Here is a 26,739-nt window from a genome sequence, read left to right on the forward strand (position 1 = left end):
ATGGATTAGAAAAGCTCGGACAGATCTTCCAGCGTCATCCTGCCATAAGTGGATGTGTTGACGCGAGGGATTACATCTGTTTCATCGATATCTGTGAATCTCATTTTAGGCAGGTCGAGAGCAAGAGAGCCTTTGACCTGTCCCAAATGAAGCACTTGCAAAAGGAGGTTTGCAGGCAGGTTCTTCTCGGCACCATACTCTCGGAAAGATGAATAGGTAGTAATAAGTCGGTAGAGGGTGGACGGGTCGTATATACTCATGGAGAGGGGGCGTCCGTTGTTGCCGATCTCGGATATGTATTCCATCCGTCGGTGGTCTTGATAGGAGAGCAATTGCCCTTTTTGAGCACCGGTCGAAAGCAAAAGATCGGATGCCACTACGGATGTGCCATCAGCCTTGAAGAGCTGTGCGAGGAAAAGCGATTCGAAGGCACGATAAGAAAGCTCTATACCGGTAAGTTCGCTAAGCTGCGAATAGGAGGCCGTCACGTAACGTTTGTTAATGGCATCCGTTACGGTCAGTCCTTCGGGCGTGATCCACGCTCGTCCGGCTACAACCAACGGAAAAGGCATAGCGACAAGGCGGATACCGCGATTGCGAACGAGAGTAAACTCGATACGTGTATTCACCTCCTTTTGATCGAATCGGAGAACAGCTTTACCCGTCGCACTGAATCTGTCCTGTCGAGGATAGTGCTCCTGTATGTTAGCAAAAAGAGCGGCAGGACTACTGACTTCCATATCGCTGCCGGCACCGGATATAGAGCCGAATGTGTGGGCGGAAATGCACCCTGCGACAAGCAACGACACAAAAAAGACAACAACGATAAATGCAAGCCCAACGGGGCCAAACTTCTTCCTGAGCATCATTTCTTCTTTTCAGGGATATATATTCCTTGTTCTATTTTCTTGTCCAGCATAGGACTGCCTCCTCCACCGATCTCTTTAGCCCGCTTCCATTCCTGCAAAGCTTCCTCCTTCTCTCCGAGCATATAGAGGACATCGCCATGGTGCTCTACGACATCGGCATCGGGGTTGTCTGCGGTCAGTCCTAAGGCTTTTTCTATGTAGAGTTTGGCCAACGTATAATTTTCTCTTAGAAAGAATACCCAACCGTAAGTGTCGAGTGAGACCGCATTGTCCGGCACCAGCTTGACGCATTGGGCTGCCATTCTTTCGGCTTTAGCCAGATCACCGCCTTCTTTGGCCAAGAAATACGCATAGTTATTGAGTACTCCCACATTGCGTGGGTTCAACTCCAACGCTTTTTCGTAGTTTGCAAAGGCTTCTTCGGGCTTTTTTTCTTCATAGGCCAGATCGCCTAATTGGCTATAAATATCCGATAGACCGTTGGGATCCTTCTCTGCATCGATATGCTCCAGTGCTTCTTGCAGTATGCGCTTGGCTTCCGAACTTTTTTTCTCTATATAGTAGGAAATGGCATCGTAGAGGTAAAATAGCGACACACCCGGCAAATACTGTCGCGCTTGTTCGGATATGCTGTGGACTTCGGTATGGTTCTGGCCGGTAACAGCTCTGCCCAGCATGAATTTCCATGCCCGTTCTTCTTTAGGAGCAAATTCCGTGATAGGTCGGCAAACCTCCATGGCATGGATAGAATCGCCCTGCATTTCCAAGAGTTCGGCATAGAAAAGGCGTACATCCACTTCTGTGGGATGGCTGGCAAGTATCTTTTCGAGCAGGATATTGTACTCTTTTTTCGGTGCATCCTCTTCGTCTGTGTCAGTGCCGATAAAACGCAGGATGATCGGTAGCTTCTGCTCCGGTGCCACATCCTTGTCTGCGGCTACTTTGATCATTTCGTTGATGGCTGCTTCTTTTTCGTTTGTTCCCAAGTAATAGCTGGCCATAGCAAAATGGTACAAGCCACTTGTCGAATCCGTCCGAGCTATCAGTTGCAGTTGCTCGTAGGCTTCGTCGTACTTCTCACTGTCGAGCAGAGTACCGGCATACTTCAGTCTAAACTCATTTACTTCCGGAAAGCGATTGCATAGACGGCGAAGTTCGTTCAGAGCCTTGTTGGTCTGACCGGTCATCAGGTAGAGACGTGCCCGAATCTCAGCATAGTTGGAGGCATCTGCTGCACTGACAGCATTTTGCTCCTCCATACGGTTGTATATGGATATGGCCTTGTCTATCTCTCCGGCTTGTACATACATATTGGCCAGTTTGAACCGAAGTTCATCTTCGGAAGGGAATTGTTCGGACATCTCCTCGTAAAGCCTGACGGCATCATCGGCACGTCCTTGGCGTTCGTATACGGCACCCAATATATTGCCGTAGTTCTTGTTGTCGGGATAGAGCTGATAGGCTTGCTCCAAATAACGCGTTCCTTCCTCCTGACGCCCGATGGCAAAATAGAGTTTTCCCAACTCCGATAACAGAGCTGCATCGTTGGGATTCAACCGATGACAATAACGAAAGATGTCGAAGGCTGCAGCATAATTCTCCTGTTCTCGTAGCCGGATACCCTCATAGAAATATCGGTCTAATTTAGATGCCGTACTGTCTGCAGTGGATGTGCTTCCGGCTACAGGAGAAATAGCCAAAAGAAACAGCAGGAGGATGATAGAATGGATCCGCATCTGTGGTAGTTGAAGGGAGATTGATAATTATTCTTTGCCTGTATGACCAAAGCCGCCTGCGCCTCGTTCCGTATCGGCCAATTCGTCTGTAAGTACCCATTCGGCCTGTTCATGTCTGGCGATAACAAGCTGGCAAATCCGTTCGCCATTTGCTATAGTAAAAGGAGTATTCGAGAGATTGATCATAATAATCCCTATCTCACCGCGATAATCGGCATCGATAGTCCCCGGGCTATTGACCAGCGTAATACCGTGTCGGAGAGCCAATCCGCTCCGAGGGCGGATCTGTGCTTCATAGCCTATCGGAAGTTCGATGAAGAGACCAGTTGGGATGAGACGGCGTTCCAGTGGCAACAGCGTAATAGGTTCTTCGATGGATGCACGCAGATCCATACCGGCAGATGCCGAAGTCGCGTATGCCGGCAGGGGATGATGCGAGCGATTGATGATTTTGATTTTCATTGCTTGGGTCTCTTGAGAGGAAAGTGATCGACTGAGAAAAATAGTCCTTCCCAAAAACTAACGCTCTTTCCAGTCTCCGTTTTCTTTGATGAGTTCGATAAGCTGTTGTACGGCCTGCTCCTGAGGAATACCACGACGAACGCACATCTTCTGCTTATACAGATCGATTCGTCCCGGGCCTGCTCCTACATAGCCATAGTCGGCATCGGCCATTTCGCCGGGGCCATTGACGATACAGCCCATAATGCCTATCTTCAATTCTTTCAGATGAGCTGTTGCAGCTTTTATTCGGGCTACGGTTTCTTGCAAATTGTACAATGTACGGCCACAGCCCGGGCAGCTGATGTATTCCGTCCGACTCATGCGTAGCCTTGTAGCCTGCAAAATCCCGAAAGCCAGGCGATCCACAGCGGCCGAAGGCAGCTTGTCGGCAGTAATCATAATCCCATTGCCTCGCCCTTCGAGGAGTATGGTCCCCATATCGGCCGATGCTTGAATCTGGAGATCTTCCAAGTCGGTGCAGTCATACCTGCGGTGCAGGATAACGGGGCATCGACATCCTGCCAGCTCCAAACGATGAAGCATTGCACGCCATTCGGCTACGGGATTGATACCTACGGATTCAAGCAAGATAACTGTATCAGGATTTGCGTCAATGGTTTGTACACATTCGTCCGTCATATCATCCGGCCGGATGGAACGAAAAACGATATTTTCCGGCAACATATCCCCACGATAATACCGACGACCATCGGCTCGGAGTACGATGTCAGGCAAGAGTTCGGTATCGAAATGATCATCTCCATGCCTGCGGTCCGATATGACAATCGGAATATGCTTACTCCCGATAAAGCCCCCGACTGCATGTGTTTCTTGGCGTCGGAGTTTGTCCCGGTCGTAACGATCCGGTTGAGGAACGGCTATCGACGGGTGGCCGTTACGCTTCTCTATATAGGCAACCAGTTTGCGAGCTACCGGAATCTCACACTCCGGATCCTCACTCAGTGACACACGAATGGTATCGCCTATGCCATCAGCCAAAAGCGAACCTATGCCGACAGCACTCTTGATTCGCCCATCCTCACCATCGCCTGCCTCGGTGACACCGATGTGAAGCGGATAGTGCATACCTGCGGTATCCATTCGTTCCACAAGAAGGCGTACAGCCGCTGTCATAACCAAAGTATTCGATGCTTTCATCGAGATCACCACATCGTCGAACTCATGTTCGCGGCATACATCGAGGTACTCCATGCAGCTTTGTACCATGCCTTCGGCTGTATCGCCATAGCGCGTAAGCATACGTTCGGACAGAGAGCCGTGATTGACTCCGATGCGGATAGCTCGCCCTAATCGTTTGGCATCTTCCACGAAAGAGCCGAAACGTTCTCTCACAGCCTTATGTCCCAGATCGAAAGCTTCCTCTTCGGTCAGATTGCTCCCGGACTTCATCTCCACGAAATTGCCCGGATTGATGCGCACCTTCTCCACATGCAGCAGAGCTTCTTCCGCAGCTTTAGGATTAAAGTGAATATCTGCCACCAATGGTGTGTGATAGCCCAAACGGCATAGCCCGGCATGGATATGCCGAAGATTGGCCGCTTCGCGTACACCCTGAGCCGTAAAGCGGACATAATCAGCCCCTGCATCTATGATTCGGGCAGCCTGATCGACAGATGCCTGCGTGTCCATGGTGGACACATTGGCCATGGACTGTATGCGAATGGGAAAATCTCCACCGAGAGGCGTATCACCTATTCGGGCTACGGAGGTCTTGCGTCTTTTATATCCGAACAGATCGGGCATAGTCTTGCTATATTCTTGGGGTTGTCGATTCGATCGGGAACGACACCCCTACTTCGAAAAGATGATAGAGAAAAAAGAAAGGCAGACTACAGCCGATAGCGGCTCATAAATAAGCCACGGCTATAGACTGCCGATCTCTTTTTTGTGTCGAAGACCGACGGGGCAGGACAGGGCTTTAATTCGTTTTGAAGTTATACTTCACCTCTGCCAGCTCGCGATTGGCCTTTACGACTTTTTCTTTGAGCGACTCCTTATAGGCCTCCAGTCGGGCATAGAGAGCTTCATCGCCGGTAGCCATCATCTGGACGGCCAGAAGAGCTGCATTCTGGGCGGCATTGATCCCCACTGTAGCAACGGGGATGCCCGGAGGCATCTGAACGATAGCCAACAGAGCATCCATTCCATCGAGAGTGGCATTGATGGGCACACCTATTACCGGAATAGACGTCATGGAAGCAATCACGCCACACAAATGAGCAGCCATGCCGGCAGCAGCGATAATTACCTTGATACCGCGAGCCTTGGCTCCGTGAGCGAAAGCCTCTACTTCAGCCGGAGTGCGATGGGCCGAAAGTGCCAACATCTCGAATGGAATCTGCATTTCATCGAGCATTTTGGCGGCTTTCTCCATAATGGGCAGATCGGAAGTACTGCCCATGATGATGCTTACCAAAGGCTGCATTTATTGAGCTATCAGCTTTTCGTATTCGGCAGCACTCAGAAGGTTGTCGAAGTCGGCAGCATTGGCAGCCTTGACCTTGATAATCCAACCGGCACCGTAGGGATCGCTGTTTACGAGTTCGGGTTGCTCTTCCAGATCAGGGTTCACTTCCAATACCTCGCCGGCGATAGGCATCATCAGGTCGGAAACAGTCTTCACAGCTTCGATCGATCCGAAAACCTCATCAGCCTCTAGCGTTTCGCCTTCGGTAGTAACGTCCACATAGACGATTTCGCCCAATTCGCCCTGAGCATAGTCGGTGATACCGATGAAGACAACGTCGCCTTCTTGGCGAGTCCACTCATGATCCTTAGAATACTTCAGTTCTGCAGGAGTTTTCATTTCTAATTTTCTTGTTGATTATGTTTTGAAAAAATGCTTTTGCAAAGTTAGTCAAAGTTTACGTTCGTACAGCGAACTGCGGTTCGTAGTTTTTGCAACTTTTGGTTCGAGAAAAATTCTTCGGTTTTATCGGTTCGATGTTATCGAATTACTACGGGAAAAAGCGAAGCTCTCAAAGCCTCAGTCGGATGTAGAGAAGTTTTCGCATCGGAAGCCTCGGCTTCTTCCACAACCTCGATTTTGTAACCGATCTTTTCGAGTTTGGCAGCCAATTTTTCGAGGGAGGTTTTGTCCTGATCGAATACCAACAGGATGACATTCTTCTCGATGTCGAATCGGATGTCTTTCATTCCCTTTTCGAATTGTAGGGCTTTGCGGATTTTCTTTTCGCACGATTCGCAGTGCATGCGAGGTGTGGGAGATACGCAAACGCTGACTACGTCTTTGGCCAATGCCGCTCCTGCATATGCAAGGAAAAGCAGGAGAGTGAAAACAAAGTGTCTCATACTGATTGAATTTTTATGTGTGAATACTGATAGTCCGAGATTAGTCATCAAAGAGATCGAACCGAATACCCATATATACCATGACCCCCTCGGTCGGCCCCCATATCATGGTAGAGTCAAACTCTTTGCTCCATGGATTGTGGGCACTGATAATAGGGTTGGGTTGGCGGTAGTCGGTCAGATTCTCACCACCGAGATATATCGACCATCGGGGAAAGAATCGTGTGATCTGTGCGCTGAGCATCGGGTAGGATGGGAAAGTTTTGTCCCAAGAAAGCGTCCCATCGGCAAGAGTGTACGGATCGGGCATGCGTCCGTCTCCGTTGAGGGAAAGAGTGACATCGCCCTGCCAAAGTCGCAGAGGAGTCTTGTAGGATGCAGTAAGCAGTCCTTTGTAACGTGAGGTAAGCGGCTCCGTAACCAATTTGTCCCCGATGGTATTCCGCACATCCGTGTATCTGAAAGCAGCCATCAGATCCAATCCACGCAACAGTGTGTATGAAGCGTCGAACTGAAATGTATGGGAGAAAGAGCGTCCGGAGAGCGGATAAAAATGGAGTTCGTGGGGATGCCTGTCCATATCTATGACTACACGCTTGTCGAAATCCGTATAGTAGTATTCGGCATTCAGCTCCAATTTCTTGCCATCGGAGATTGGAATATCGAATCCGGCACTGAGACCGTAATTCCACGACTCCTCCTGCAGATTGTCGGTTTCGGGGTGAATGACCATCTTCCTTCCTGAAGCGAGGAGGTGGTTGTTCTCCGTGAGGATGCCATGAGTGCGATAGCCTTTGCCTGCGGACAAACGTATGGAAACAGCCGACACGGGACTGTAACGGATATGGAAGCGCGGTGTCACGAAAAGGCCATGCATACTGCTGTAATCGGCTCTGACACCACCCATCAGCACCAGTTTATCGACGGGTGTATAGGTGTACTGCACATAAGCACCGGGGACGGATTCGAAATGCTTGTCTTGGGTCAGTACCATGTTCGGAAGCTGCTCCGTTTGGGAAGAAAGGCGATAACGATCGTATTGCCAGCTCAGCCCCGATGAAAAGGTGTGTCGAGGATCGAATTGCATTTCGAACAGGAGCGAGGCATACAGATTGTCCTGCCTTACATCGAGTATCTTCAGACCATAGTTTGCGTCCAACTGTTGCCCTGAGGCATTCATGATCAGAGCAACGTTGGTACCATGCTCCCGATCCAATATATAAGCCACCTTGCCGAATGCTTCTCCTCGGTGCGTCTTGATATTTATCCGATACGGATCGGAGAGGGCGTCGGCATGGTGTCCGTACTGGCCTGAGCGTCGATTCTCGTACAAATAGAGGAGTCCGCTTTGGATGATAAGCCTATCGGACTTGTAAGTCCATCGGTTCATGAAGTTGTACTGCCGCTGCTTCGGCATATCGATAAACGAATCATGGTTGCCGTCGTGAGCTAAGGAGCGGTCTTCCATATGGGCAAGAAGAGCCGTACTCCAACGATCTCCTATATGAGAGTTCGCCAAGAGGTTCAGCTCTCCTCGCAATCCCTGATCCAGATAGGCATTACCCTCGAAGTAGCGATCCGTGTTCGGTTTCTTGTACTCCACGTTGATCTGGCCGGTCATGGACTCAAACCCGTTCTTCACCGAGGCTGCACCTTTGGACACCTGTATGCTTTCTATCCATGTACCCGGTATATAACCCAAAGAGAAAGGTGCGGATATACCTCGAAAGTTGGGATAGTTCTCCGTCTGCATCTGTACGTATTTGCCACTCAGTCCGAGAAGTCTGATTTGTTTCGTGCCGGTGGCTGCATCCGTTGTGGAGACATCCACGGACGGATTGGTGGTAAAACTTTCCCCCAAATTGCAGCAGGCCGCACGGATCAGTTCGCCGGCATTGATCTGTTCTTTGTTCTCTATGCTGAGTCGGGGTCTGGATCGTCCTTTCCGATAGCCCAATACTTTGACGTCATCCATGACTATGGATCGGAGCATCACTGCCACCTCTTTTGCTTCGGGAGCAATGTCCAAAGTATCCGGCACGAAGCCGACACAGCTCACGACCAGACGGTTGGAGAGCTTGGAGCGATGAATGGAAAATCCGCCATCGTCCCCCGTGGCAGTATGTGTATCCGTTCCTAACCAAAAGACAGAGGCAAATGTGACGGGTTCGTTCATATCGTCCACTACTCGTCCGGTGAGTTTGGAATTCTCCTGTGCTCCTACTCCGATAGCAAAGAGGAGCAAAAGAGGAAGGAAGAAAAAGAATCTTCTGATATACTTTTTGTTCATTGAGATTGATTTCGTTTGGGAGACCACTTACATAATTGCAATGATAATATGGTAGTCTCGGTGTTAGAAAAACTGTATGTCGCGTTTGACCTGTTTTAGACGTTTTTTCGAAAGGGCTGAAATTTGATTCAACAGCTACGGTGTTCGGCAGCAATCGGATATGGTAGTGTGAGCGCAACCGTATAGCAGCGTGCGATCGATCTGCCTATCGTGACCTTGGCAATACGTCCCAAAAATTCTGTGATTGCGGTCTGAGTTTCCTGAAAGAAGTGGAGCTGGAATTTTTTCGTTGCGGCGCGTAATTTTTTTGCTTCTCGCGCCACAATCAAAAAGTTTTCGCGCCACGTTTTTGGGAGTACCAAACAGGAAAATTCCGGCGCACAAACAGAGCGGTCATTAGGATTCTATCCCATTTGCCTCCTTGTCACATATAAGAGTCCGGCGTCAGGAACTAATGGCTGTCCATTCCGGATACACTCTTTGTGTGAAAGCAAAGGGGTATGACAAGATCTGTCCGGCAGCCGAAAGAGCCGGATGGAAATCAAATAATAAGAATGCAGGAGTTCCCTAACGTAGCACGCCCGTCTTTGGCCGGAAGCGGTGGCGAACAGCCTGATAGCAACGGAGCAGAGGTTGCTTCGATCGGAACAGGGAGAAAGGAGCACAAGGCTGAAATAGAATATGTGGCCACGAATACCGGTGGGAGACTATGCCGCACAGCCGGTGTGTATCGGTCTAAACAGTGGTGGACGATCGTGGGAGTGCAGCCGCCCTCGGACTCGGACTTATCAGCATGGGAATCGCAGCATTCACATGCCGTCCGGCAGCAATCCGATGCGGATTCGGACTCGGACTCCGTATGCTCCATGCATCCCTGATCGGACAAATATATGGTCGGCACTTGACAAAAAGACCTGCAGCAGGCTTCTATCGTTTCGAAGCCCGCCCCGAAAAGAACTATAAGCATGGATAAGAAAGATGCTACAATTCTTCGGCCTGATCTCATGTGCAGCATACGCATAACTGCCGGAAAATCATTTAATCCCTACAAATATATAAAACTAATGTGCAATACGTCTGTTACTGTTTTCCGGATTCGTATCGGTAGGATATTGGCAAAAGGAAAAAGGTCTTAATCCCCGACCGCAGGATCAATGGAAGATGAAATGGAGTAGCTCCCGAAGCAAATCGCCGCTACCGGCAAACGTGGCGGTCGTATCCACCCCCTTGCTGCGAGCATCTGTCATCCGAATCTCGTGTATAATGTCGAAAACCTTCCTCGTCGAATACATCTTCAGCCCTGTCATATAGTCGCGCACTTGGAAATTGCGTATCGACAATGCTTTCATGACGGCATCGGGATTTTTCTGTGGCAGGTAGCAAGCGATCATCAGGTTGCTGAAATAGTTGAAGAGTACGGGCAGAGTGGCCTGTATGGGGTGTTCCTTTTCATTCCGGGCAAAGTAGTGGGCGATACGAAAGGCTTTGCTCGTTTCGCGATTGACTATGGCACGAAGCAGTTCGAAGTTGTTGAAGGATTTGCTCACTCCGATATGCTGCTCCACGATCTCGGGCGTGACCACTCCCCTACTGTCTTGTGTTATGAGAACGAGCTTGTCCAACTCATTCATCAGCTTCTCCAGATCATTGCCGAGGTAATCGGCCAGCATATGTGCCACTTCGGGCGATACGGTCAGCTTCTTGCCGGCAGCAGCCGACAGGATGAAGTCCGGCATCTTATAGTCCGGTATGGTCTCGGAGACGAATACTTGGCCCACCTTTTCAGCCTTGGAGTAGAAAGCCTTTCGCTTATCCGGTTTCTTCTTATAGGCGATGACCAGAACCGTAGTATCGGGGAAGGTGCCATAATGCGCTTCGAGGGAGTCGATATTGTCCACTAACTGCGCCTCCCGGACGACGATCAACTGCCTCTGTCCCATCATCGGGAAACGGCGCGCTTCGTTGGCTATATCGGCTACGGAAGTTTTGTCGCCGTAGAGGATAACCCTGTTGAAGTCCCACTCATCAGCCGGCACCACATACGTCTCCAGCAGAGTGGTCAGCTCGTCTATATAGAAGGGTTCTTCGCCGGCCAGCAGATAGAGGGGCGAGAAGTGACGCTTGCGTACGGAATCGACAATATCGGAATAGGAGGCCATGGAGAGGAAGGGGGAAGTGTTACCAGTTGAAGCGAATATGCTTGATGGAAGATTTGTTCTCCCGAATGATTTCGAGAGCATCGATACCGAGCATCAGATGCTCTTCGGCGAAGTTGTCCGTCACGAGCCGATCGCTCTCTTCCGTCTTGACACCTTCGGGAAACATAGGTCTGTCGGAAATCAGAAGCAAGGCTCCCATCGGAATCTTGTTGGCAAATCCTACGGTCATGAGCGTAGCCGTCTCCATATCCACGCCGCTTGCATGCGTACTGCGCAGATAGTCCTTGAACTTCTCATCGTGCTCCCACACCCGCCGGTTCGTGGTATAGACCGTACCTGTCCAGTAGTCCTTGCCTTTGTTCTGAATGGCTGACGAAATGGCGCGCAGTACAGAAAAGGAAGGCAGAGAGGGCACCTCCTCGGGCAGATAGTCGTTGGACGTACCCTCGCCGCGTATGGCGGCTATGGGCAGGAGGTAATCGCCCAAAGCATTTTCCAGTTTCAGGCCTCCGCATTTGCCGAGAAAGATCACAGCCTTGGGGTGTATAGCCCAGAGCAAGTCCATGATGATAGCCGCATTGGCACTACCCATGCCGAAGTTGATGAGGGTGACGCCTTCGGCCGAAGCATTCGGCATGGAGGTATGTTCTCCGACGATAGGTACCCCGTAGTGCTCGGCGAAGACATGCAGATAGTGCGAAAAGTTCGTCAGCAGGATGTACGGTTCGAAATCGGCGAGCTGCCTCTGCGTATATCGCGGCAACCAGTTCTCAACTATCTCTTGCTTCGTTTTCATAAAAACAGACCTATATTTGTAACGCTCGTTCCGAAAATTCTAAGATTCCCGAGCGAAACAAAGATAGGATGATTCAGCTAAACCTCCCCCCTTACGAACATCGTATTCGCCAGGAAGATGAGTCCATGCTCATTTTCGACAGCATTCGGCGTCGCTATGTGGCTCTGACACCGGAGGAGTGGGTGCGCCAGCACTTCGTCCACTATCTGACCGATGTGCTGGGATACCCGGCCGATCTGATCCGCAACGAAGCACAGCTACGAATAGACCGGCGGAGGAAACGCTGCGATACGGTCGTCTACGACACGAATCTGCGGCCGATCGTTCTCTGCGAATACAAGGCTCCGACGGTGTCGCTGACTCAGAAGACGATGGATCAAATCCTCTGCTACAACTTCATCTTCCGCGTACCGCTCCTGCTGCTGAGCAACGGATTGCAGCATGCAGCCTGTCTGGTGGATTACGAACAGAGCGGCTACGTATTCCTGCCCGAAATTCCCTCATATGAAGAACTGACAACTATCATTCAATCAAACCAATAATTATGCCATTTTTAGAAGCCAATCATATTCGCAAGCGGTATGCAGCCCATACTGCGCTGGACGATGTGAGCATAAGCGTCCGGAAGGGGCGCGTCTTCGGTCTGCTCGGCCCTAACGGTGCCGGCAAGACCAGTCTGATACGTATCATCAACCGCATCACCGCTCCCGACGAGGGCGAAGTGATCTTCGACGGCCGTCCCATGCAGGCGGAGGACGTTCGCCGCATCGGCTATCTGCCCGAAGAGCGAGGGCTGTACCCCAAGATGAAAGTGGGCGAGCAGGCCATCTATCTGGCGCAACTCAAAGGAGTGAACAAGCACGAAGCGCGCAAGCGACTCACCGACTGGTTCGAGAAGTTCGACATCATGCCCTGGTGGAACAAAAAAGTGGAAGAGCTGTCCAAGGGGATGCAGCAAAAGGTGCAGTTCGTGTGCACCGTCATTCACGAACCGGAACTGCTCATATTCGACGAACCGTTCAGCGGATTCGATCCGGTCAATGCCGACCTGCTGAAGCGTGAGATACTGGAGCTGGCCGGCAAGGAGCGCACGGTCATCTTCTCGACGCACAACATGCAGTCGGTGGAAGAAGTATGCGACGACTTCGCGCTGATCAACAAATCGCGCGTAGTGCTCCACGGAGCCGTGCGCGAGGTGCGCAGGGAGAACAGCCTCGGCATCATCCGCATGGTAGTCGAAGGCGAACTGCCGGCAGACTACCTCGGCCGGATCCAAATACTGGAGAAAACGGAGCTGCCGGGTTCCATGACGGAGCTGAGAGTGCGCAAGGAAACCTCGGCGCACAACCGCGATCTCGTGCGCGACCTGCCCGAGTCGGTACGGCTCGTGTCCTTCTACGAAGAGATCCCGAGCATGCACGACATATTCATTAAGACCGTAGGCCACGGCATAGAGGAAGAGAATCCGATCCAAGCACAACAAGAAACCGATACACACTGACATTATGAACAACATTAGCACTATCATACAACGCGAATACATGATTCGCGTCCGGAAGAAATCCTTCCTCGTGATGACGATCCTGATGCCCATCCTGTTCGTGGGGATGGTGTCTTTGCCGATCGTATTGGCACAGCTCGGAGGCGACATGAAGACCATCGCCATTGCCGACCGCACGGGTGAATACGAGCAGCTATTCAAGGACAACGACGAATTCCGATTCATCCATGCCGAGAAGACTGCCGAGGAATACAGGAAAATGGGAGCCGACGAATCGGGCATCGACGCCGTCCTCGAAATCCGTCAGGATTTGCTCGAGGATCCCAACGCCGTGGCCATATACGGCTACAAGCAACTGCCGGCATCCGTAAGCAATCATATCTCAGGGATCCTGTCCGACTATCTCTCCGACAAAAAGATAGCATCCTACAACATCCCCAACATCAAACAGATCCTCGCCGACAGCAAGATAGAGCTATCGGTGCATACCTATAAATGGGGCGAGGACGGCACCAACGAACGCACATCGGGCGAATTGGCTTCGGGCATCAGCATGATGATGATGTTCGTCATCTTCTTCCTGATCATGACTTTGGCGGCTATGGTGCAGGCCGGCGTGTTGGAAGAGAAGAAGAACCGGATCATGGAAGTGATGGTGTCCTCTACACGGCCGTTCGACCTGATGATGGGCAAAATCATCGGCATCGGTCTCGTAGGCCTCACGCAGCTCATCTGCTGGGGAGTGCTCACGGCACTGCTGCTGACGGTAGCACAATTCGCCTTCCTCGGCAATCTGTACAGCCCTGAGGCATTGAGTCAGATGCAGGCTTCCGACATAACGGGTATGGCTTCATCCATGAACGCAGAGGACTTTGCCGAGATGAAGGAAGTGATGAACATCATTGGCGGCATCAACTTCGGAGAGCTGTTCGTCATGTTCCTCGTCTTCTTCATTGGCGGCTACCTGCTCTACTCCTCCATCTTCGCCGTTATCGGCTCGATGGTATCGAACGACGAAGACACCAGCCAGTTCATGATGCCCGTGATGATCCTCCTGATGTTCGGCTTCTATGCCGCCTACGGCAGTATGAACAATCCCGAAGGATCGCTCGCATTCTGGTGTTCGCTGATCCCCTTCACCTCCCCCCTTGTGATGATGGTGCGGTTGCCCTACGACGTTCCGCTGTGGCAGGAGTTGCTAAGCATCGGCCTGCTGTACGGATGCTTCGTATTGATGACGTGGATCGGGGCAAAGATCTACCGCGTGGGCGTGCTCATGTACGGCAAGAAACCATCGATCAAAGAGATCATCCGCTGGATAAACTACAAATAAGGCTCTGCCAATAGGAAGGGGGAAAGGGAATCCTCCTGCAACTGTAAGAACCGAGCATAAACACGAACCCCAAACGGCCGCCCGAAAGGTCGTTTGGGGTTTGTTCTTGTATGAATCCGGCCAAAGGCGCAAAAAGGAGAGATACGAACGATGGTTTCGGCCGCGGAAATGCCATTGTTCGGTGGGGAATCTGCATCTCGGCCATGGAAATGCAGATTCCCCATCGGACAAACTGCATCTCGGACACGAAATTTGCCCCCGCAAGTTGCGGGATGACAAATTCGCACCGAAATAGCTTGCCGCAACTTGCGGGGCGACATCGTTGCACCAAAAAAGCTTGCCGCAACTTGCGGGACGACATTGTCGTGCCAAAAAGGCTTCCCGCAAGTTGCGGCGGGGTTTTCCGGTGACGAGATGCAGATTTCCCGCCGAACAGCCCTTTCCCCACTCGACAAACAACCATTTTCATTTGCGATCGGGAGTGAAAATCCGAATGAAAGCTCCCGGAGGTCGGTTCCTGATCCTACGGTTCCGCTCGGCCATCGTCCGCAAACGCAAGCAATCGTGCTAAAGAAAAAGTACATTTGTCTCCGATTATCGCACTCTGCGTTTCGCGTCATACGAGTCAAGAAAAACTTTTTACACAACACCTATGAATATGCCCACCGAGGAAATCCACAAGGCCGCCCTCTCCACCTCGCATCGGGGACTGTCCGATGCCGAAGTCTTACATAGCCGAGCCACCCACGGCACGAACGAACTGACTCCCCCCGAGCGCGAATCGCTCTGGAGCAAGTTTTTCGAGAAGTTCAAAGATCCCATCATCATCATCCTGCTCGTGGCCATGGTGCTTTCGTTTGCCGTGGCTTGTTACCACTACTTCACGGGCGGAGAGGGCGTCTCCGTCTTTTTGGAGCCGGCAGGGGTGTTGCTCGCCGTCGTATTGGCCACGGGAGTTGCCTTTTTCTTCGAGATGAAATCCGAAAAAGAGTTCGAGATCCTGAATCAGGTCAATGAAGGCATATTATATAAGGTATATCGCAACGGCATGATCTGTCAGGTGCTCAAAAAAGAAATCGTCGTAGGCGATCTGGTCGTTCTGGAAACGGGAGAGCAAATCCCGGCCGACGGCCAACTCATCGAAGCTATCTCGCTACAGATCGACGAATCCAGCCTGACGGGCGAACCCGTCGTAAACAAAACCACCGACCGGCAGGACTTCGACACGGAAGCCACCTACCCCTCCGATTACATCTGCCGAGGCACGACCATTCTGGACGGCCACTGCACTTTCAGGGTGGAAAAGGTGGGCGACTCCACAGAATATGGACGGGTGTTCGAGGGTGCCCAACTGGACGACAGCGTACAGACGCCTCTGAACAGACAGCTCGACCATTTGGCCGGCCTGATCACGAAGGTCAGCTACAGCATAGCAGCCTTGGTGCTCATCGGCAGCATCGTCATGTACGCTGCCAACGGCGGATTCAGCCCCTTCGACTGGGCGCATGCCCTCTCCTTCTTCCTCAATAAGATCATGATAGCCGTCACGGTCATCGTCGTAGCCGTTCCCGAAGGATTGCCCATGAGCGTGACGCTGAGTCTGGCCTACAGCATGCGCAGTATGATGAAGACCAACAATCTGGTACGAAAGATGCATGCCTGCGAGACCATGGGGGCTGCTACCGTCATCTGCACGGACAAGACGGGAACCCTGACGCAAAACCGCATGACCGTGGCAGACACATACTTCGAGCCGGAGCATGAGGCCGACTCTTCGCTCTTGGCCGAAGCCATGGCCGCCAACTCCACAGCCTATCTGGACTGCTCGGACGAAAAGGCGATACGTCCCCTCGGCAACCCCACCGAAGGAGCTTTGCTACTATGGCTCCGAGAGAAGGGAATAAACTATCTGACCGTTCGCGAGGCCTGCCCCGTGCTCCTGCAACTGACCTTCTCTACCGAACGCAAATACATGGCCACGGTAGTCCGATCGGCTTCCCTCGGCAAGCCCGTGCTCTGGGTCAAAGGCGCACCGGAGATCGTGCTCGGCTTCTGCTCCTTGCCCGATGGAGAAAAAGCCGACTCCTATGCCCGAAAGCTCGCCGAATATCAGAGCAAGGCGATGCGTACGATCGGATTTGCATACAAGGAGCTGTCCTCCGACGAGGAGCAGGTATTTGCCAATGGGCGTCTCCACGTGCATGACCTCCGCTTCATGGGTATAGTCGGCATAGCCGATCCCATTCGCTCCGACGTTTCCGAAGCGATCAGCGACTGTATGAAGGCCGGCATTCAGGTGAAGATAGTAACGGGCGATACACCGGGCACCGCCCGGGAGATCGGTCGCCAAATAGGACTGTGGGACGAAAGCTGTACGGAGCGGAATATGATCACCGGTTCGGACTTCGCGGCCCTCACCGACGAGGAACTACGCCCCCGGATAGGCGAACTGCGCATCATGTCCCGCGCCCGTCCGATGGACAAGGAGAGGCTCGTACGCCTGCTACAGGAAGCCGGCGAAGTGGTGGCCGTGACGGGCGACGGTACGAACGATGCTCCTGCACTCAACCGCGCACAGGTGGGTCTCTCGATGGGCGATGGCACTGCCGTGGCCAAAGAGGCGAGCGACATCACCATTCTGGACAATTCCTTCAGCAGCATCGCCAAGGCCGTTATGTGGGGACGATCGCTCTACCGGAATATCCGCCGTTTCATCCTCTTTCAGATGACCATCAACGTAGTGGCCTGTATCATCGTTCTGATCGGTGCATTTCTGGGTACGGAGTCGCCCCTGACCGTGACGCAAATGCTGTGGGTCAATCTCATCATGGATACTTTTGCCGCCTTGGCCTTGGCTTCGCTCCCTCCCGACAAGGGGGTGATGAAGGAGCAACCTCGCCGGCAGGATGATGCCATTATCAACCCGCCGATGGCTCGACGAATATTCGGACTCGGCGGAGGATTCGTCCTGCTGCTATTCAGCCTGATCCAATACTTCAAACATGCCGAACTCAACAGCATGACGGACTTCCATCTCGGTGCGTGGGCTGCTGCCCTCTTCGACTTCCGGTCTGTGGAGAATGCCCTTTCCGACTTCGAGCTGAGTGCATTCTTCTCCATATTCGTTTTCCTCCAGTTCTGGAATATGTTCAACGCCAAAGCATTTATGACAGGACGGAGTGCCCTGCACCGACTGTGGAGATGTCGCAACTTCGTTCTCATCGCCCTGCTGATTCTTATAGGACAAATCATCATCACGACTTTTGGCGGAGGCATGTTCCGCGTAGTGCCCCTTGCTCCGATGGACTGGATTCTCATCATCCTCGCGACGAGTCTGATCCTCTGGTTTCGCGAATTGGAACGATTCTTATTCCGCCGATGATCCGACACCATCTTCTTCTCTCCGGGAAGTCTTTTCCCGGAGTGGCTCAACCCGTCTTTTCGTTTGGGCATATTGCCTACTTTTGCAAATCATCTCATTCATAATCCACTAATAATGAAAAAAGCTATTCTTTCCGGAGCTGCCTTGCTCCTCGGCCTGTGTGCCAACGCGCAAAACGTACAGTTGCACTACGATTTCGGTCATTCCATCTACGACGAACTGGATGGACGTCCTAAACTGACTACCACAGTGGAAAACTTCACACCCGACAAATGGGGAAGCACCTTCTTCTTCATCGACATGGATTACACGGGCAAGGGTATCCAGTCGGCCTATTGGGAGATTTCGCGCGAACTGAAGTTTTGGCAAGCTCCCGTCTCCATTCATTTGGAGTATAACGGAGGCCTCTCCTCAAGCTTTACTTTCGGACACGATGCACTGATCGGTGCCACCTACACTTACAACAATCCCTCCTTTACACGTGGATTTACGATCACACCCATGTACAAGCATCTGGGTGCGCACGACTTCCATACCTATCAGATCACCGGCACTTGGTACATGCACTTTCTGGATGGTCTGCTTACCTTCAACGGCTTCCTCGATCTCTGGGGCTTCCCCCAAAGGGAACTGATCGGAGGCCCTGTCCTCAAAGAAGGAGATAAGTTCGTATTCCTGTCCGAACCGCAGTTCTGGCTCAACCTCAATCGCATCAAAGGCATTGACAAGGATTTCAACCTCAGCATAGGAACAGAGATGGAAATCAGCAGGAATTTCGCTCGCATGGACAAATTCACCTGCATCCCTACCCTTGCCGTGAAATGGACTTTCAACTGAACGGAACACTTCAGTAAAAGATGAAAACATGGCAATCCATTCTCGGGTTCAATCCCGAGAAACACTCCGTCCGAACGGAGTTTATTGCAGGGGTGACCACTTTCCTGACCATGAGCTACATCTTGGCAGTGAACCCCGATATTCTTGCCGCAGCCGGGATGGACAAAGGTGCCGTATTCACAGCCACGGCACTTTCTTCGGCTGTGGCTACGCTGCTGATTGCGTTCTTGGCCAAGCTGCCCTTCGCTCAAGCTCCGAGCATGGGGATCAACGCGTTCTTCGCTTTCACTTTGGTTCAAGGCATGGGCTATTCTTGGCAGACTGCACTGGCCGCCGTCTTTGTGGAAGGGATCGTCTTCATCCTGCTGACGGCATTCAATATACGCGAGAAGATCGTCGATTGCATTCCCTACAATCTGCGCTACGCCATCTCGGCAGGTATCGGCATGTTTATCGCTTTCATCGGACTGAAGAACGCCGGTATTATCGTAGCCCATTCGGCTACACTGGTCGCTCTCGGACCTTTCACTCCGATATTCCTGCTGGCCGTCCTCGGTATCATCCTCAGCGCAGCTCTGGTCGTTCGTAAGGTGCGAGGAGCTTTGTTCTACAGTATCGCCATTTGTACGATCGTCGGTATTCCGTTGGGAGTGACGGCCATTCCCGAAGGATTTGCCCCTATCTCCTCTCCGCAGAGCCTGAGCCCCACTTTCCTGCAAATGGATTTCGCCCCTCTCCTTTCGTTCGATATGGCTATGACGATATTCGCTCTCGTATTCATGGATATTTTCAATACGATCGGCACACTGATCGGAGCAGCCGCCAAGACCGAAATGATGGACGAGAAAGGGAATGTCAAGAATATCAAGCAGGCCATGATGGCCGATGCCATCGGCACAAGCCTCGGTGCCATACTGGGTACTTCCACGGTAACTACCTATGTGGAGAGCGGATCGGGCATTGCCGAAGGAGGACGGACGGGTTTGACGGCATTGGTTACGGGCAGCCTTTTCCTGTTGGCACTTTTTCTGTCGCCCCTGTTTCTCCTTGTCCCGGGTGCAGCCACGACCGGTGCTCTTGTGATGGTAGGAGTATTTATGCTCGGATCCATTTCGATGATCGACTTGTCCGACTTGTCCGAGACTTTCCCTGTCTTCATCACGCTGCTGACAATGGTGCTCACCTACTCTATCGCTGAGGGAATGGCCTTGGGAATGCTGGCATTCGTCTTTGTCAAACTCTTATCCGGACAATACCGCAGCATATCCCTGCCTCTTTACATTCTGGCTGTTCTTTTCATCCTGCGTTATGCCTTTGCATGACGAATAATCGATTTCAAATAGTCGAGCCATGATCGTTTTTCCCAATGCCAAAATCAACCTCGGCTTGCAAGTTGTAGCCAAGCGAGCGGACGGGTACCACAATATCGAGACAGTCTTCTATCCGATCCCGCTGACCGATGCCTTGGAAATCGAAGCACGAGAGGATACATGCGACTGCCTTTCCGTCCATGGCGTTCCTATCGACGCCGTAGCGGAGGACAATTTGGTCGTGAAAGCGGTCATGGCTCTTCGCCAAAAATTCGATTTTCCCCCACTGACTATCGAGCTTATCAAGCACATTCCATCAGGAGCGGGCTTGGGGGGAGGCTCTTCGGATGCGTCTTTCATGCTCAAGCTCGTAAGGGACTATTTCTCTCTGCCGATCGATAATGAAGAGTTGGCGGCAATAGCACTGACGATCGGTGCCGATTGTCCTTTTTTCATAGGAAATCGGCCGGTATTGGCCACTGACCTCGGCCAAGTCTTTACGCCACTGCCCGGTTTCTCTCTGTCCGGTCTCCATATCGCTATAGTAAAACCACCCATCCATATCAGCACAGCAGCTGCATACAAAGGGCTCAAGCATGTAGGTAAACGAGAGACAATGCCGGACACTATTATTCGCATGCCCGTAGAGGAATGGAGGGGGAAATTGGTGAATGATTTCGAAGAAAGCCTTTTCCCTGCACAACCTCGACTTGCCGAACTAAAAGAAATGCTCTATCGATCGGGGGCTTTGTATGCTGCTATGTCCGGTTCCGGATCAGCACTGTTCGGTCTTTTCCGGGAAAAGCCTCAGCTCGATAAGGCTGCTATCACCGACTGCTTCCAATGGCAAAGCATCATACCCTGACAGATTGGTTACCTACCTCCAAAAAAGAAATGGAGGCCAGAGGATGGGACGAAGCAGATGTCATTCTCTTTAGCGGAGATGCCTATGTGGATCACCCGTCCTTCGGTGCTGCCGTAGTCGGAAGGATTTTAGAAGCCGAAGGGCTTCGTGTGGCTATCGTTCCCCAACCGAACTGGCGCGACGATCTTCGAGACTTCCGCAAACTGGGGCGTCCTCGCTTGTTTTTCGGAGTTTCGGCCGGAGCGATGGATTCGATGGTGAATAAATACACAGCCAATCGCCGTCTCCGCAGCGAAGACGCTTACACACCGGACAGACGTTCGGATATGCGTCCCGACTACCCGACCATCGTTTACACTCGCATCCTGAAAGAGCTATTTCCGGATGTACCGGTCATTGTCGGAGGGATCGAGGCTTCCCTCCGCCGGCTGACGCATTACGACTATTGGCAGGACAAATTGCTCCCCGGTATACTCTACCAATCAGGAGCCGACCTCCTGATCTACGGCATGGGAGAACTTCCTTTGCACGAGATAGCACAGCGATTGATAGCCGGCGAACCGTTCGATAGTTTGAAGAACATTCGGCAGATAGCCTATCTTGTCCCGAAAGGAAAGACACCTGCGCCCTGCGAAAACGATCGGCACCTCTTCTCCCATGAAGAATGTTTGTCGGACAAACGCAAGCAGGCACAAAACTTCCGAGAGATAGAGATACAGAGCAATCGCTACGAAGCAGACCGCATACTTCAGGCCGTCGGAGGTTCTACCATCGTGGTCAATCCCCCTTTCCCTCCCATGAGTACGGCACAAATAGATCAGTCATTCGACCTACCCTACACGCGCCTGCCTCATCCCCGTTATAAGGGGAAGATTATTTCGGCCTATGAGATGATCAAGCACTCGGTCAATGTTCATCGTGGCTGTTTCGGTGGTTGTGCTTTCTGTACCATTTCGGCCCATCAAGGAAAATTTATAGCCTCGCGCAGCGAAGCATCCGTACTCCGCGAAGTGAAAGAGATCACTGAAATGGAGGATTTCAAGGGGTATCTGAGCGATGTCGGAGGCCCTTCGGCCAATATGTACAAGATGCAGGGCTATGACCTCTCGATCTGCAAACGCTGCAAAAAGCCGAGCTGCATTCATCCGGATGTATGCCCCAATCTGAATGCCGATCACCGTCCTCTACTGGATTTATTGAGAAGGATCGATAAGAATCCCAAGATCAAGAAGAGCTTTATCGGCAGTGGTGTAAGAATGGATCTCCTCCTTCATGATTATAAAGACAAGGCTCTGAAGAAAGCCGCGGACGAATATACGGAAGACCTCATCGTAAAGCATGTATCGGGACGCCTGAAAGTAGCTCCCGAACACAGTTCGGATCGCGTCCTCAACCTGATGCGCAAGCCCCCTTTCCGGCAGTTTGCCGAATTCACCAAACGTTTCCAACATATCAACGAAGCGCACGGGCTGCGTCAGCAGCTCATCCCCTATTTTATATCCAGCCACCCGGGTTGCACCGAAGAGGATATGGCCGAACTGGCTATACTGACAAAAAAGCTCGACTTCAAGCTGGAGCAGATACAGGACTTCACTCCCACACCTATGACATTAGCGACGGAAATGTACTACACCGGCTACCATCCCTATACGCTCCAACCCGTATATACAGCCATCAAGAAAGAAGAAAAGATGCGCCAGCACATGTTTTTCTTTTGGTACAAACGGGAAGAAGCCGACAAGATCCGTCGCGAGCTACACCGAATCGGACGACCGGATCTCATTGCCAAGCTATTCGACCGCCCTACTCCCTCTCGCAACGATCGCCATACATCTCCATCCGCGCAGTCTCGCAAAGGCAAAAGCAAAAAACGCCATTCTTAACGAAAAAGATTGCTCCTAAAGCCGGAAAATCTTGACGAAAGGCGAAGAGCTTTTGAGCGGTAAAAGGTAGAGACGAGACGAAAGCAATCCTCGAATTTCCCAATCGGAGAAAAACTGCTTTTCCCAGGCTTACAACATGAGAAAGAGGCTGTGCCAATGGTCGGCGCAGCCTCTTTGATTTGGTTGGTAATAGATCGAAGTGCAGAGACTATGCTTCGTCCTTGGTCTGCTCTTCGTATTCTTTCAGCAGACGCTCCTGTACATCGGCAGGAACCAATTCATAGGAGGCAAACTTCATCGTGAAGGATGCACGTCCGCCGGTGATGGAGCTGAGCGAAGTGGAATAGTTGGAAAGCTCTTTCAGAGGCACTTTCGCCAAAAGCTGCTCATACCCCTTGCGGCTGTTCATACCCATGATGATGGCACGACGTCCCTGCATATCGCTCATGACATCGCCCAGATAATCGGCAGGAACCGATACTTCCACATCATAGACAGGCTCCAGAATCTTCGGGCCGGCTTCTTTGAAAGCCGTGCTGAAAGCATTCCGACCGGCCAGCATAAACGATACTTCGTTGCTGTCCACCGGGTGCATCTTACCATCGTAGACCACTACGCGAACGTCGCGGGCATACGAACCGGTCAGCGGGCCCTGCTCCATGCGCGACATGATACCTTTCAGGATGGCAGGCATGAAGCGCGTATCGATGGCACCACCCACTACGCTATTGACGAAGACGAGCTTACCACCCCATTCCAATTCCACTACCTGCGTGTCGCGCGGAGTGATGCGGAATTCCTGTCCACCGAATTTGAACGATTCAGGCAGCGGTTTGTCGTCGCTGTACGGCTCCACGATCAGGTGTACCTCGCCGAACTGGCCGGCACCGCCCGACTGCTTTTTGTGACGATAGTCCGCACGAGCAGCCTTCGTAATGGTCTCGCGATAGGGGATACGAGGCTCTATATATTCTATCTCGATCTTTTCGTTGTGTTCCAATCGCCATTTGAGCGTACGCAGGTGGAATTCCCCCTGTCCGCTGACGATGGTCTGACGCAGCTCTTTGCTCTGCTCCACGATCCATGTCGGATCCTCTTCGCGCATCTCATTCAGAGCTGCATTCATCTTTTCCGTATCGGATTCGTTGGCAGCCTTGATGGCACGACGGTACTTGGGTTCGGGGAATTTGACCAGATCGAAACGATGCTCCACGCCCTTTTCGTTCAGCGTATTGCCACGGCGTACTTCTTTGAGCTTCACGGTAGCTCCTATATCGCCGGCACACATCTGATCCACCTTGATGCGTTGCTGTCCGGCCGGCACGAATATCTGACTGATGCGCTCCTTGGAGCCTCGGTCAGCATTGAGCAGGTCTACTCCCTCGGTGAGGGTACCGCTCATTACTTTGAAATATGATACTTCACCAATATGCGGTTCTATCGTTGTCTTGAAGAAATGGATGCAAAGGGGAGCTGAAGCATCGGGCTTCACTTCCTCTCCGCTCACTGCCACAGGAGCCGGCAGCTTGTTTACACCGGGAACCACGTTGCCGAGGAACTCCAGCGTACGGCGCACGCACATATCCTTCTCCGCACTGACGCAGAACACAGGGTACATACCCTGCAAGATCAGACCGGCACGGATACCATCGCGCATCTCCTCTTCAGAGAGACTTCCCTGATCGAAGAATTTTTCCATCAGGCTTTCATCGTTTTCGGCCGCAGCCTCTACCAGAGCCTGGTGCATTTCTTTCGCTTTGTCTTGCTCCTCGGCCGGAATCTCCAGCACCTCGGGCACACCTCCTTCAGGTTTCCAGCGATACATTTTCATCTTCAGCACATCGACCACGGCATTGAACCCTGCTCCCGCATTTACGGGATACTGTACGGGCACGATCTTGGAGCCATATCGCTCCCGAAGCTGTGATACAGCAGAGTCGAAGTCGGCCTTGTCCTGATCCAACTGGTTGATGATGAAAATGGCGGGCTTGTGCAACTGCTCCACATAACGGAATTGATTGATAAGCCCTACTTCCACGCCATACTGCGCATTCACGACTACGAGGGCACAGTCCGTGACGTTCAGAGCCGAGACGGTACCGCCGATAAAGTCGTCCGCTCCCGGGCAGTCGATGAAATTCAACTTTTTATCCTGCCACTCTACAGAGAAAACCGTAGAGAATACAGAATATCCATACTCCTTCTCTACGGGGAAATAGTCGCAGACCGTATTGCCTGCATCTATGCTTCCTCTACGTTTTATCACTCCACCCTCGAAGAGCATCGCTTCTGCAAGGGTGGTTTTTCCGGCGCCGGAGCTACCCAAAATGGAGATGTTTTTCACCTCATTTGTCTTGTACACTTTCATGGTGAAGTCGTTGTTATTAGTGTTTTTAACAATCCGGATTAGAATCGCCGCTTCGAGAGGCTGTACAGACCTCAGGAAGCGGTGCCAATCATCTTTGCCCGCAATGTAGAAATAATATCCGAAAAAAGCAATAAGGACCTCGAGCGGATGTGAAAAAGCGACAAAAAATACACTGAAAAGGTGATACGTTCAGGGCGTACCCGGCCTATGCACAGGTCGTATGATGAAGGGAAGGCCGGGTTGCTTATTTGAGGCCTTTGGCACGAAGGGCAGGGGTGAGAGCAGCTGTAAGGCGGAGGAGGAGGTCGAAAAAAATCATCCGACCGCTTCCGTTCTGACGAATATGGCGGATAGCCAGCTCCACCTCCTCCATCACCGGACGGATATTCTGTCCCGTAATGCCTCCGCTGAGCATATTGGCGAAGGACTCCTCCTCGGGAGAGAGATAGTTCAGCTTTGCAACGCCTACTCTGCTTATATACAGCTCACGAAAGAGTCGCAAACAATAAGTAAGGAACCCGATCTGACTGACGCGTCCGAGAGCGGCCAACTCATCTGCCACGGGACGCATCTTGGAGGGATCCCCCTTGATGATACTACCCATCATTCGCCCCATAAGCACAAAGTTGTCGCGATCCGCCCATTCGCCCCGATAGAGATCCATGGCTTGCCGATAGTTGCCCTCTGCCAAATGCGCTATGCGGATGATGTCCGCCGTATTTCCCTTATTGTTACGAGACAGGGCTTCCACTATTTCGATTTCGTGCAGCAGGCGCACATTGATCAGCTGCGTACGGCTCCTGATCGTACCCAACACCTTGTCCGCCTCGCTGCTGATCATAAAGAAAAGCGTATGCTCGGGCGGCTCCTCTATAAGCTTCAGCAGTTTGTTTGCCATGGCTTCGTTCATCCGCTCCGGTTGCCAAATCATCACTACACGATACGCAGCTTCATAGATGCGGAAGCTGAGTTTCTGCTCCACGGCTTCGGCTTCCTTGCTGTAGATGATAGGTTGGCTGTTGCCGGCCTTGATGTATTCGAGCCAGTCGGCAGGGGTAAAATACGTTTCCGATCCGAGCATCTCGCGCCACTGACGGATGTAGTCATCGCTCGGTGTAGGCGAAGAGGAGGCATTTACAACAGGATAGACGAAAAACAGGTCGGGGTGTGCCAGTGCATCGTATTTCAGACACGATGGGCAATGGCCACAAGCATCCGTATCGGTCGGCGTCTGACAGTTGAGATAGCGTGCGTAGGCCAGAGCCAGAGGGAAAGCCCCTCCGCCCTCTTCTCCGGCGAAGAGCTGGGCATGGGCTATCTGCCCCGTCTGAGCCGTTCGCCTCAGATAGGTTTTCAGGTCTTCAAGTCCGGCAACGTCGCGAAAATACATGGGTCGATGACTGTGTGCTGATTGCCCTGCAAATATACGCAGAAGGGGAGACAAGGGAGTTTCCCTACGCAGTTTTTTCGATCCATAAAGGCTGACTCGGTGCGCAGTCCGTCCGTTCTCGCCGAATACTTGTGGCTATCCGGGCTGTCGCCAAGCAAAAAAGCAGTTCGAATCAATCTTTTC

General features: G+C 51.9%; 23 protein-coding genes. 10 read left to right on the forward strand and 13 right to left on the reverse strand.

Going from position 1 to position 26,739, the window contains the following annotated elements; translation table 11 throughout:
* Window positions 1-5: 5 nt before the first annotated feature.
* The 9 genes from HQ49_RS00885 to HQ49_RS11075 all read right to left on the reverse strand — a co-directional run bounded on the left by HQ49_RS00885 (window position 6) and on the right by HQ49_RS11075 (window position 9,055).
* Window positions 6-869, reverse strand: a complete 864-nt coding sequence (locus HQ49_RS00885) for a DUF4292 domain-containing protein (protein WP_235290016.1) — start codon at window positions 867-869, stop codon at window positions 6-8.
* Window positions 866-2,605 (reverse strand): tetratricopeptide repeat protein, encoded by a 1,740-nt coding sequence (locus HQ49_RS00890; protein WP_039417878.1) that lies wholly within the window; start codon window positions 2,603-2,605, stop codon window positions 866-868. The genes HQ49_RS00885 and HQ49_RS00890 overlap by 4 nt, the downstream gene beginning before the upstream one ends.
* A gap of 27 nt (window positions 2,606-2,632) precedes the next feature.
* Window positions 2,633-3,067 (reverse strand): dUTP diphosphatase, encoded by a 435-nt coding sequence (gene dut, locus HQ49_RS00895; RefSeq protein ID WP_039417879.1) that lies wholly within the window; start codon window positions 3,065-3,067, stop codon window positions 2,633-2,635.
* A 57-nt stretch (window positions 3,068-3,124) separates the two neighbouring features.
* Complete coding sequence (locus HQ49_RS00900; protein ID WP_039417881.1) at window positions 3,125-4,873, reverse strand: 4-hydroxy-3-methylbut-2-en-1-yl diphosphate synthase; 1,749 nt, start codon at window positions 4,871-4,873, stop codon at window positions 3,125-3,127.
* A gap of 175 nt (window positions 4,874-5,048) precedes the next feature.
* The gene (gene purE / locus HQ49_RS00905) at window positions 5,049-5,555 is read right to left on the reverse strand and encodes a 5-(carboxyamino)imidazole ribonucleotide mutase (protein WP_018964606.1); all 507 of its coding nucleotides are present in this window, start codon (window positions 5,553-5,555) and stop codon (window positions 5,049-5,051) included.
* Window positions 5,556-5,936, reverse strand: a complete 381-nt coding sequence (gene gcvH / locus HQ49_RS00910; protein WP_039417883.1) for a glycine cleavage system protein GcvH — start codon at window positions 5,934-5,936, stop codon at window positions 5,556-5,558.
* A gap of 140 nt (window positions 5,937-6,076) precedes the next feature.
* On the reverse strand, window positions 6,077-6,442 hold the full coding sequence (locus HQ49_RS00915; protein WP_052073401.1) for a heavy-metal-associated domain-containing protein: 366 nt from the start codon (window positions 6,440-6,442) through the stop codon (window positions 6,077-6,079).
* A 40-nt stretch (window positions 6,443-6,482) separates the two neighbouring features.
* The gene (locus HQ49_RS00920; protein ID WP_235290017.1) at window positions 6,483-8,732 is read right to left on the reverse strand and encodes a TonB-dependent receptor; all 2,250 of its coding nucleotides are present in this window, start codon (window positions 8,730-8,732) and stop codon (window positions 6,483-6,485) included.
* 128 nt (window positions 8,733-8,860) lie between these two features.
* A complete protein-coding gene (locus HQ49_RS11075) occupies window positions 8,861-9,055 on the reverse strand; it encodes a DUF1661 domain-containing protein (RefSeq protein ID WP_235290018.1) in 195 nt (64 codons plus the stop codon).
* A 1-nt stretch (window position 9,056) separates the two neighbouring features.
* On the opposite strand from HQ49_RS11075, the gene HQ49_RS11920 reads away from it, so the two are divergent.
* Both HQ49_RS11920 and HQ49_RS11080 read left to right on the forward strand, forming a co-directional pair.
* Window positions 9,057-9,236, forward strand: a complete 180-nt coding sequence (locus tag HQ49_RS11920) for a hypothetical protein (protein WP_235290021.1) — start codon at window positions 9,057-9,059, stop codon at window positions 9,234-9,236.
* The gene (locus HQ49_RS11080) at window positions 9,233-9,610 is read left to right on the forward strand and encodes a hypothetical protein (RefSeq protein WP_152569111.1); all 378 of its coding nucleotides are present in this window, start codon (window positions 9,233-9,235) and stop codon (window positions 9,608-9,610) included. The genes HQ49_RS11920 and HQ49_RS11080 overlap by 4 nt, the downstream gene beginning before the upstream one ends.
* 273 nt (window positions 9,611-9,883) lie before the next feature.
* Here HQ49_RS11080 and holA read toward each other — a convergent pair whose 3' ends face one another.
* Both holA and HQ49_RS00935 read right to left on the reverse strand, forming a co-directional pair.
* On the reverse strand, window positions 9,884-10,891 hold the full coding sequence (gene holA / locus HQ49_RS00930) for a DNA polymerase III subunit delta (protein WP_039417887.1): 1,008 nt from the start codon (window positions 10,889-10,891) through the stop codon (window positions 9,884-9,886).
* Between the two features lie 19 nt (window positions 10,892-10,910).
* The gene (locus tag HQ49_RS00935; protein WP_039417889.1) at window positions 10,911-11,687 is read right to left on the reverse strand and encodes an AMP nucleosidase; all 777 of its coding nucleotides are present in this window, start codon (window positions 11,685-11,687) and stop codon (window positions 10,911-10,913) included.
* Between the two features lie 68 nt (window positions 11,688-11,755).
* Between HQ49_RS00935 and HQ49_RS00940 the strand changes: the two genes are divergently transcribed.
* The 8 genes from HQ49_RS00940 (at window position 11,756) to HQ49_RS00975 (ending at window position 22,798) form a co-directional block, all read left to right on the forward strand.
* Window positions 11,756-12,229, forward strand: coding sequence for a type I restriction enzyme HsdR N-terminal domain-containing protein (locus tag HQ49_RS00940; protein WP_039417891.1), 474 nt, complete (start codon window positions 11,756-11,758; stop codon window positions 12,227-12,229).
* 2 nt (window positions 12,230-12,231) lie between these two features.
* Entirely contained in the window at window positions 12,232-13,188 is a 957-nt protein-coding gene (locus tag HQ49_RS00945) for an ABC transporter ATP-binding protein (RefSeq protein ID WP_018964599.1), read from the forward strand.
* A 4-nt stretch (window positions 13,189-13,192) separates the two neighbouring features.
* The gene (locus tag HQ49_RS00950) at window positions 13,193-14,521 is read left to right on the forward strand and encodes an ABC transporter permease (protein ID WP_039417893.1); all 1,329 of its coding nucleotides are present in this window, start codon (window positions 13,193-13,195) and stop codon (window positions 14,519-14,521) included.
* Window positions 14,522-15,173: 652 nt separating this feature from the next.
* Complete coding sequence (locus tag HQ49_RS00955; protein ID WP_039417894.1) at window positions 15,174-17,903, forward strand: calcium-translocating P-type ATPase, PMCA-type; 2,730 nt, start codon at window positions 15,174-15,176, stop codon at window positions 17,901-17,903.
* A 114-nt stretch (window positions 17,904-18,017) separates the two neighbouring features.
* Window positions 18,018-18,740, forward strand: coding sequence for a nucleoside-specific channel-forming Tsx family protein (locus HQ49_RS00960; protein WP_018964595.1), 723 nt, complete (start codon window positions 18,018-18,020; stop codon window positions 18,738-18,740).
* Between the two features lie 20 nt (window positions 18,741-18,760).
* Window positions 18,761-20,062: an NCS2 family permease gene (locus tag HQ49_RS00965; RefSeq protein ID WP_039417895.1), complete on the forward strand. Its 1,302-nt coding sequence runs from the start codon at window positions 18,761-18,763 to the stop codon at window positions 20,060-20,062.
* Between the two features lie 28 nt (window positions 20,063-20,090).
* Window positions 20,091-20,915: a 4-(cytidine 5'-diphospho)-2-C-methyl-D-erythritol kinase gene (gene ispE, locus HQ49_RS00970; RefSeq protein WP_039417896.1), complete on the forward strand. Its 825-nt coding sequence runs from the start codon at window positions 20,091-20,093 to the stop codon at window positions 20,913-20,915.
* Complete coding sequence (locus HQ49_RS00975) at window positions 20,894-22,798, forward strand: YgiQ family radical SAM protein (RefSeq protein ID WP_018964592.1); 1,905 nt, start codon at window positions 20,894-20,896, stop codon at window positions 22,796-22,798. The genes ispE and HQ49_RS00975 overlap by 22 nt, the downstream gene beginning before the upstream one ends.
* Window positions 22,799-23,006: 208 nt before the next feature.
* Here HQ49_RS00975 and HQ49_RS00980 read toward each other — a convergent pair whose 3' ends face one another.
* On the reverse strand, window positions 23,007-25,166 hold the full coding sequence (locus tag HQ49_RS00980; RefSeq protein ID WP_039417897.1) for an elongation factor G: 2,160 nt from the start codon (window positions 25,164-25,166) through the stop codon (window positions 23,007-23,009).
* Window positions 25,167-25,410: 244 nt separating this feature from the next.
* Window positions 25,411-26,556, reverse strand: coding sequence for a DNA polymerase III subunit delta' (holB, locus tag HQ49_RS00985; protein WP_039417899.1), 1,146 nt, complete (start codon window positions 26,554-26,556; stop codon window positions 25,411-25,413).
* Between the last annotated feature and the right edge of the window lie 183 nt (window positions 26,557-26,739).

The sequence above is a fragment of the Porphyromonas gulae genome, assembly GCF_000765945.1.
Classification (GTDB): Bacteria; Bacteroidota; Bacteroidia; order Bacteroidales; family Porphyromonadaceae; genus Porphyromonas; species Porphyromonas gulae.

Bases quoted from the DNA above. Each gene is read 5' to 3' on its own strand.
- HQ49_RS00885 (WP_235290016.1), bottom strand. From the start codon at position 869: ATGATGCTCAGGAAGAAGTTTGGCCCCGTTGGGCTTGCATTTATCGTT.
- HQ49_RS00890 (WP_039417878.1), bottom strand. From the start codon at position 2,605: ATGCGGATCCATTCTATCATCCTCCTGCTGTTTCTTTTGGCTATTTCT.
- dut (WP_039417879.1), bottom strand. From the start codon at position 3,067: ATGAAAATCAAAATCATCAATCGCTCGCATCATCCCCTGCCGGCATAC.
- HQ49_RS00900 (WP_039417881.1), bottom strand. From the start codon at position 4,873: ATGCCCGATCTGTTCGGATATAAAAGACGCAAGACCTCCGTAGCCCGA.
- purE (WP_018964606.1), bottom strand. From the start codon at position 5,555: ATGCAGCCTTTGGTAAGCATCATCATGGGCAGTACTTCCGATCTGCCC.
- gcvH (WP_039417883.1), bottom strand. From the start codon at position 5,936: ATGAAAACTCCTGCAGAACTGAAGTATTCTAAGGATCATGAGTGGACT.
- HQ49_RS00915 (WP_052073401.1), bottom strand. From the start codon at position 6,442: ATGAGACACTTTGTTTTCACTCTCCTGCTTTTCCTTGCATATGCAGGA.
- HQ49_RS00920 (WP_235290017.1), bottom strand. From the start codon at position 8,732: ATGAACAAAAAGTATATCAGAAGATTCTTTTTCTTCCTTCCTCTTTTG.
- HQ49_RS11080 (WP_152569111.1), top strand. From the start codon at position 9,233: ATGACAAGATCTGTCCGGCAGCCGAAAGAGCCGGATGGAAATCAAATA.
- holA (WP_039417887.1), bottom strand. From the start codon at position 10,891: ATGGCCTCCTATTCCGATATTGTCGATTCCGTACGCAAGCGTCACTTC.
- HQ49_RS00935 (WP_039417889.1), bottom strand. From the start codon at position 11,687: ATGAAAACGAAGCAAGAGATAGTTGAGAACTGGTTGCCGCGATATACG.
- HQ49_RS00940 (WP_039417891.1), top strand. From the start codon at position 11,756: ATGATTCAGCTAAACCTCCCCCCTTACGAACATCGTATTCGCCAGGAA.
- HQ49_RS00945 (WP_018964599.1), top strand. From the start codon at position 12,232: ATGCCATTTTTAGAAGCCAATCATATTCGCAAGCGGTATGCAGCCCAT.
- HQ49_RS00950 (WP_039417893.1), top strand. From the start codon at position 13,193: ATGAACAACATTAGCACTATCATACAACGCGAATACATGATTCGCGTC.
- HQ49_RS00955 (WP_039417894.1), top strand. From the start codon at position 15,174: ATGAATATGCCCACCGAGGAAATCCACAAGGCCGCCCTCTCCACCTCG.
- HQ49_RS00960 (WP_018964595.1), top strand. From the start codon at position 18,018: ATGAAAAAAGCTATTCTTTCCGGAGCTGCCTTGCTCCTCGGCCTGTGT.
- HQ49_RS00965 (WP_039417895.1), top strand. From the start codon at position 18,761: ATGAAAACATGGCAATCCATTCTCGGGTTCAATCCCGAGAAACACTCC.
- ispE (WP_039417896.1), top strand. From the start codon at position 20,091: ATGATCGTTTTTCCCAATGCCAAAATCAACCTCGGCTTGCAAGTTGTA.
- HQ49_RS00975 (WP_018964592.1), top strand. From the start codon at position 20,894: ATGGCAAAGCATCATACCCTGACAGATTGGTTACCTACCTCCAAAAAA.
- HQ49_RS00980 (WP_039417897.1), bottom strand. From the start codon at position 25,166: ATGAAAGTGTACAAGACAAATGAGGTGAAAAACATCTCCATTTTGGGT.
- holB (WP_039417899.1), bottom strand. From the start codon at position 26,556: ATGTATTTTCGCGACGTTGCCGGACTTGAAGACCTGAAAACCTATCTG.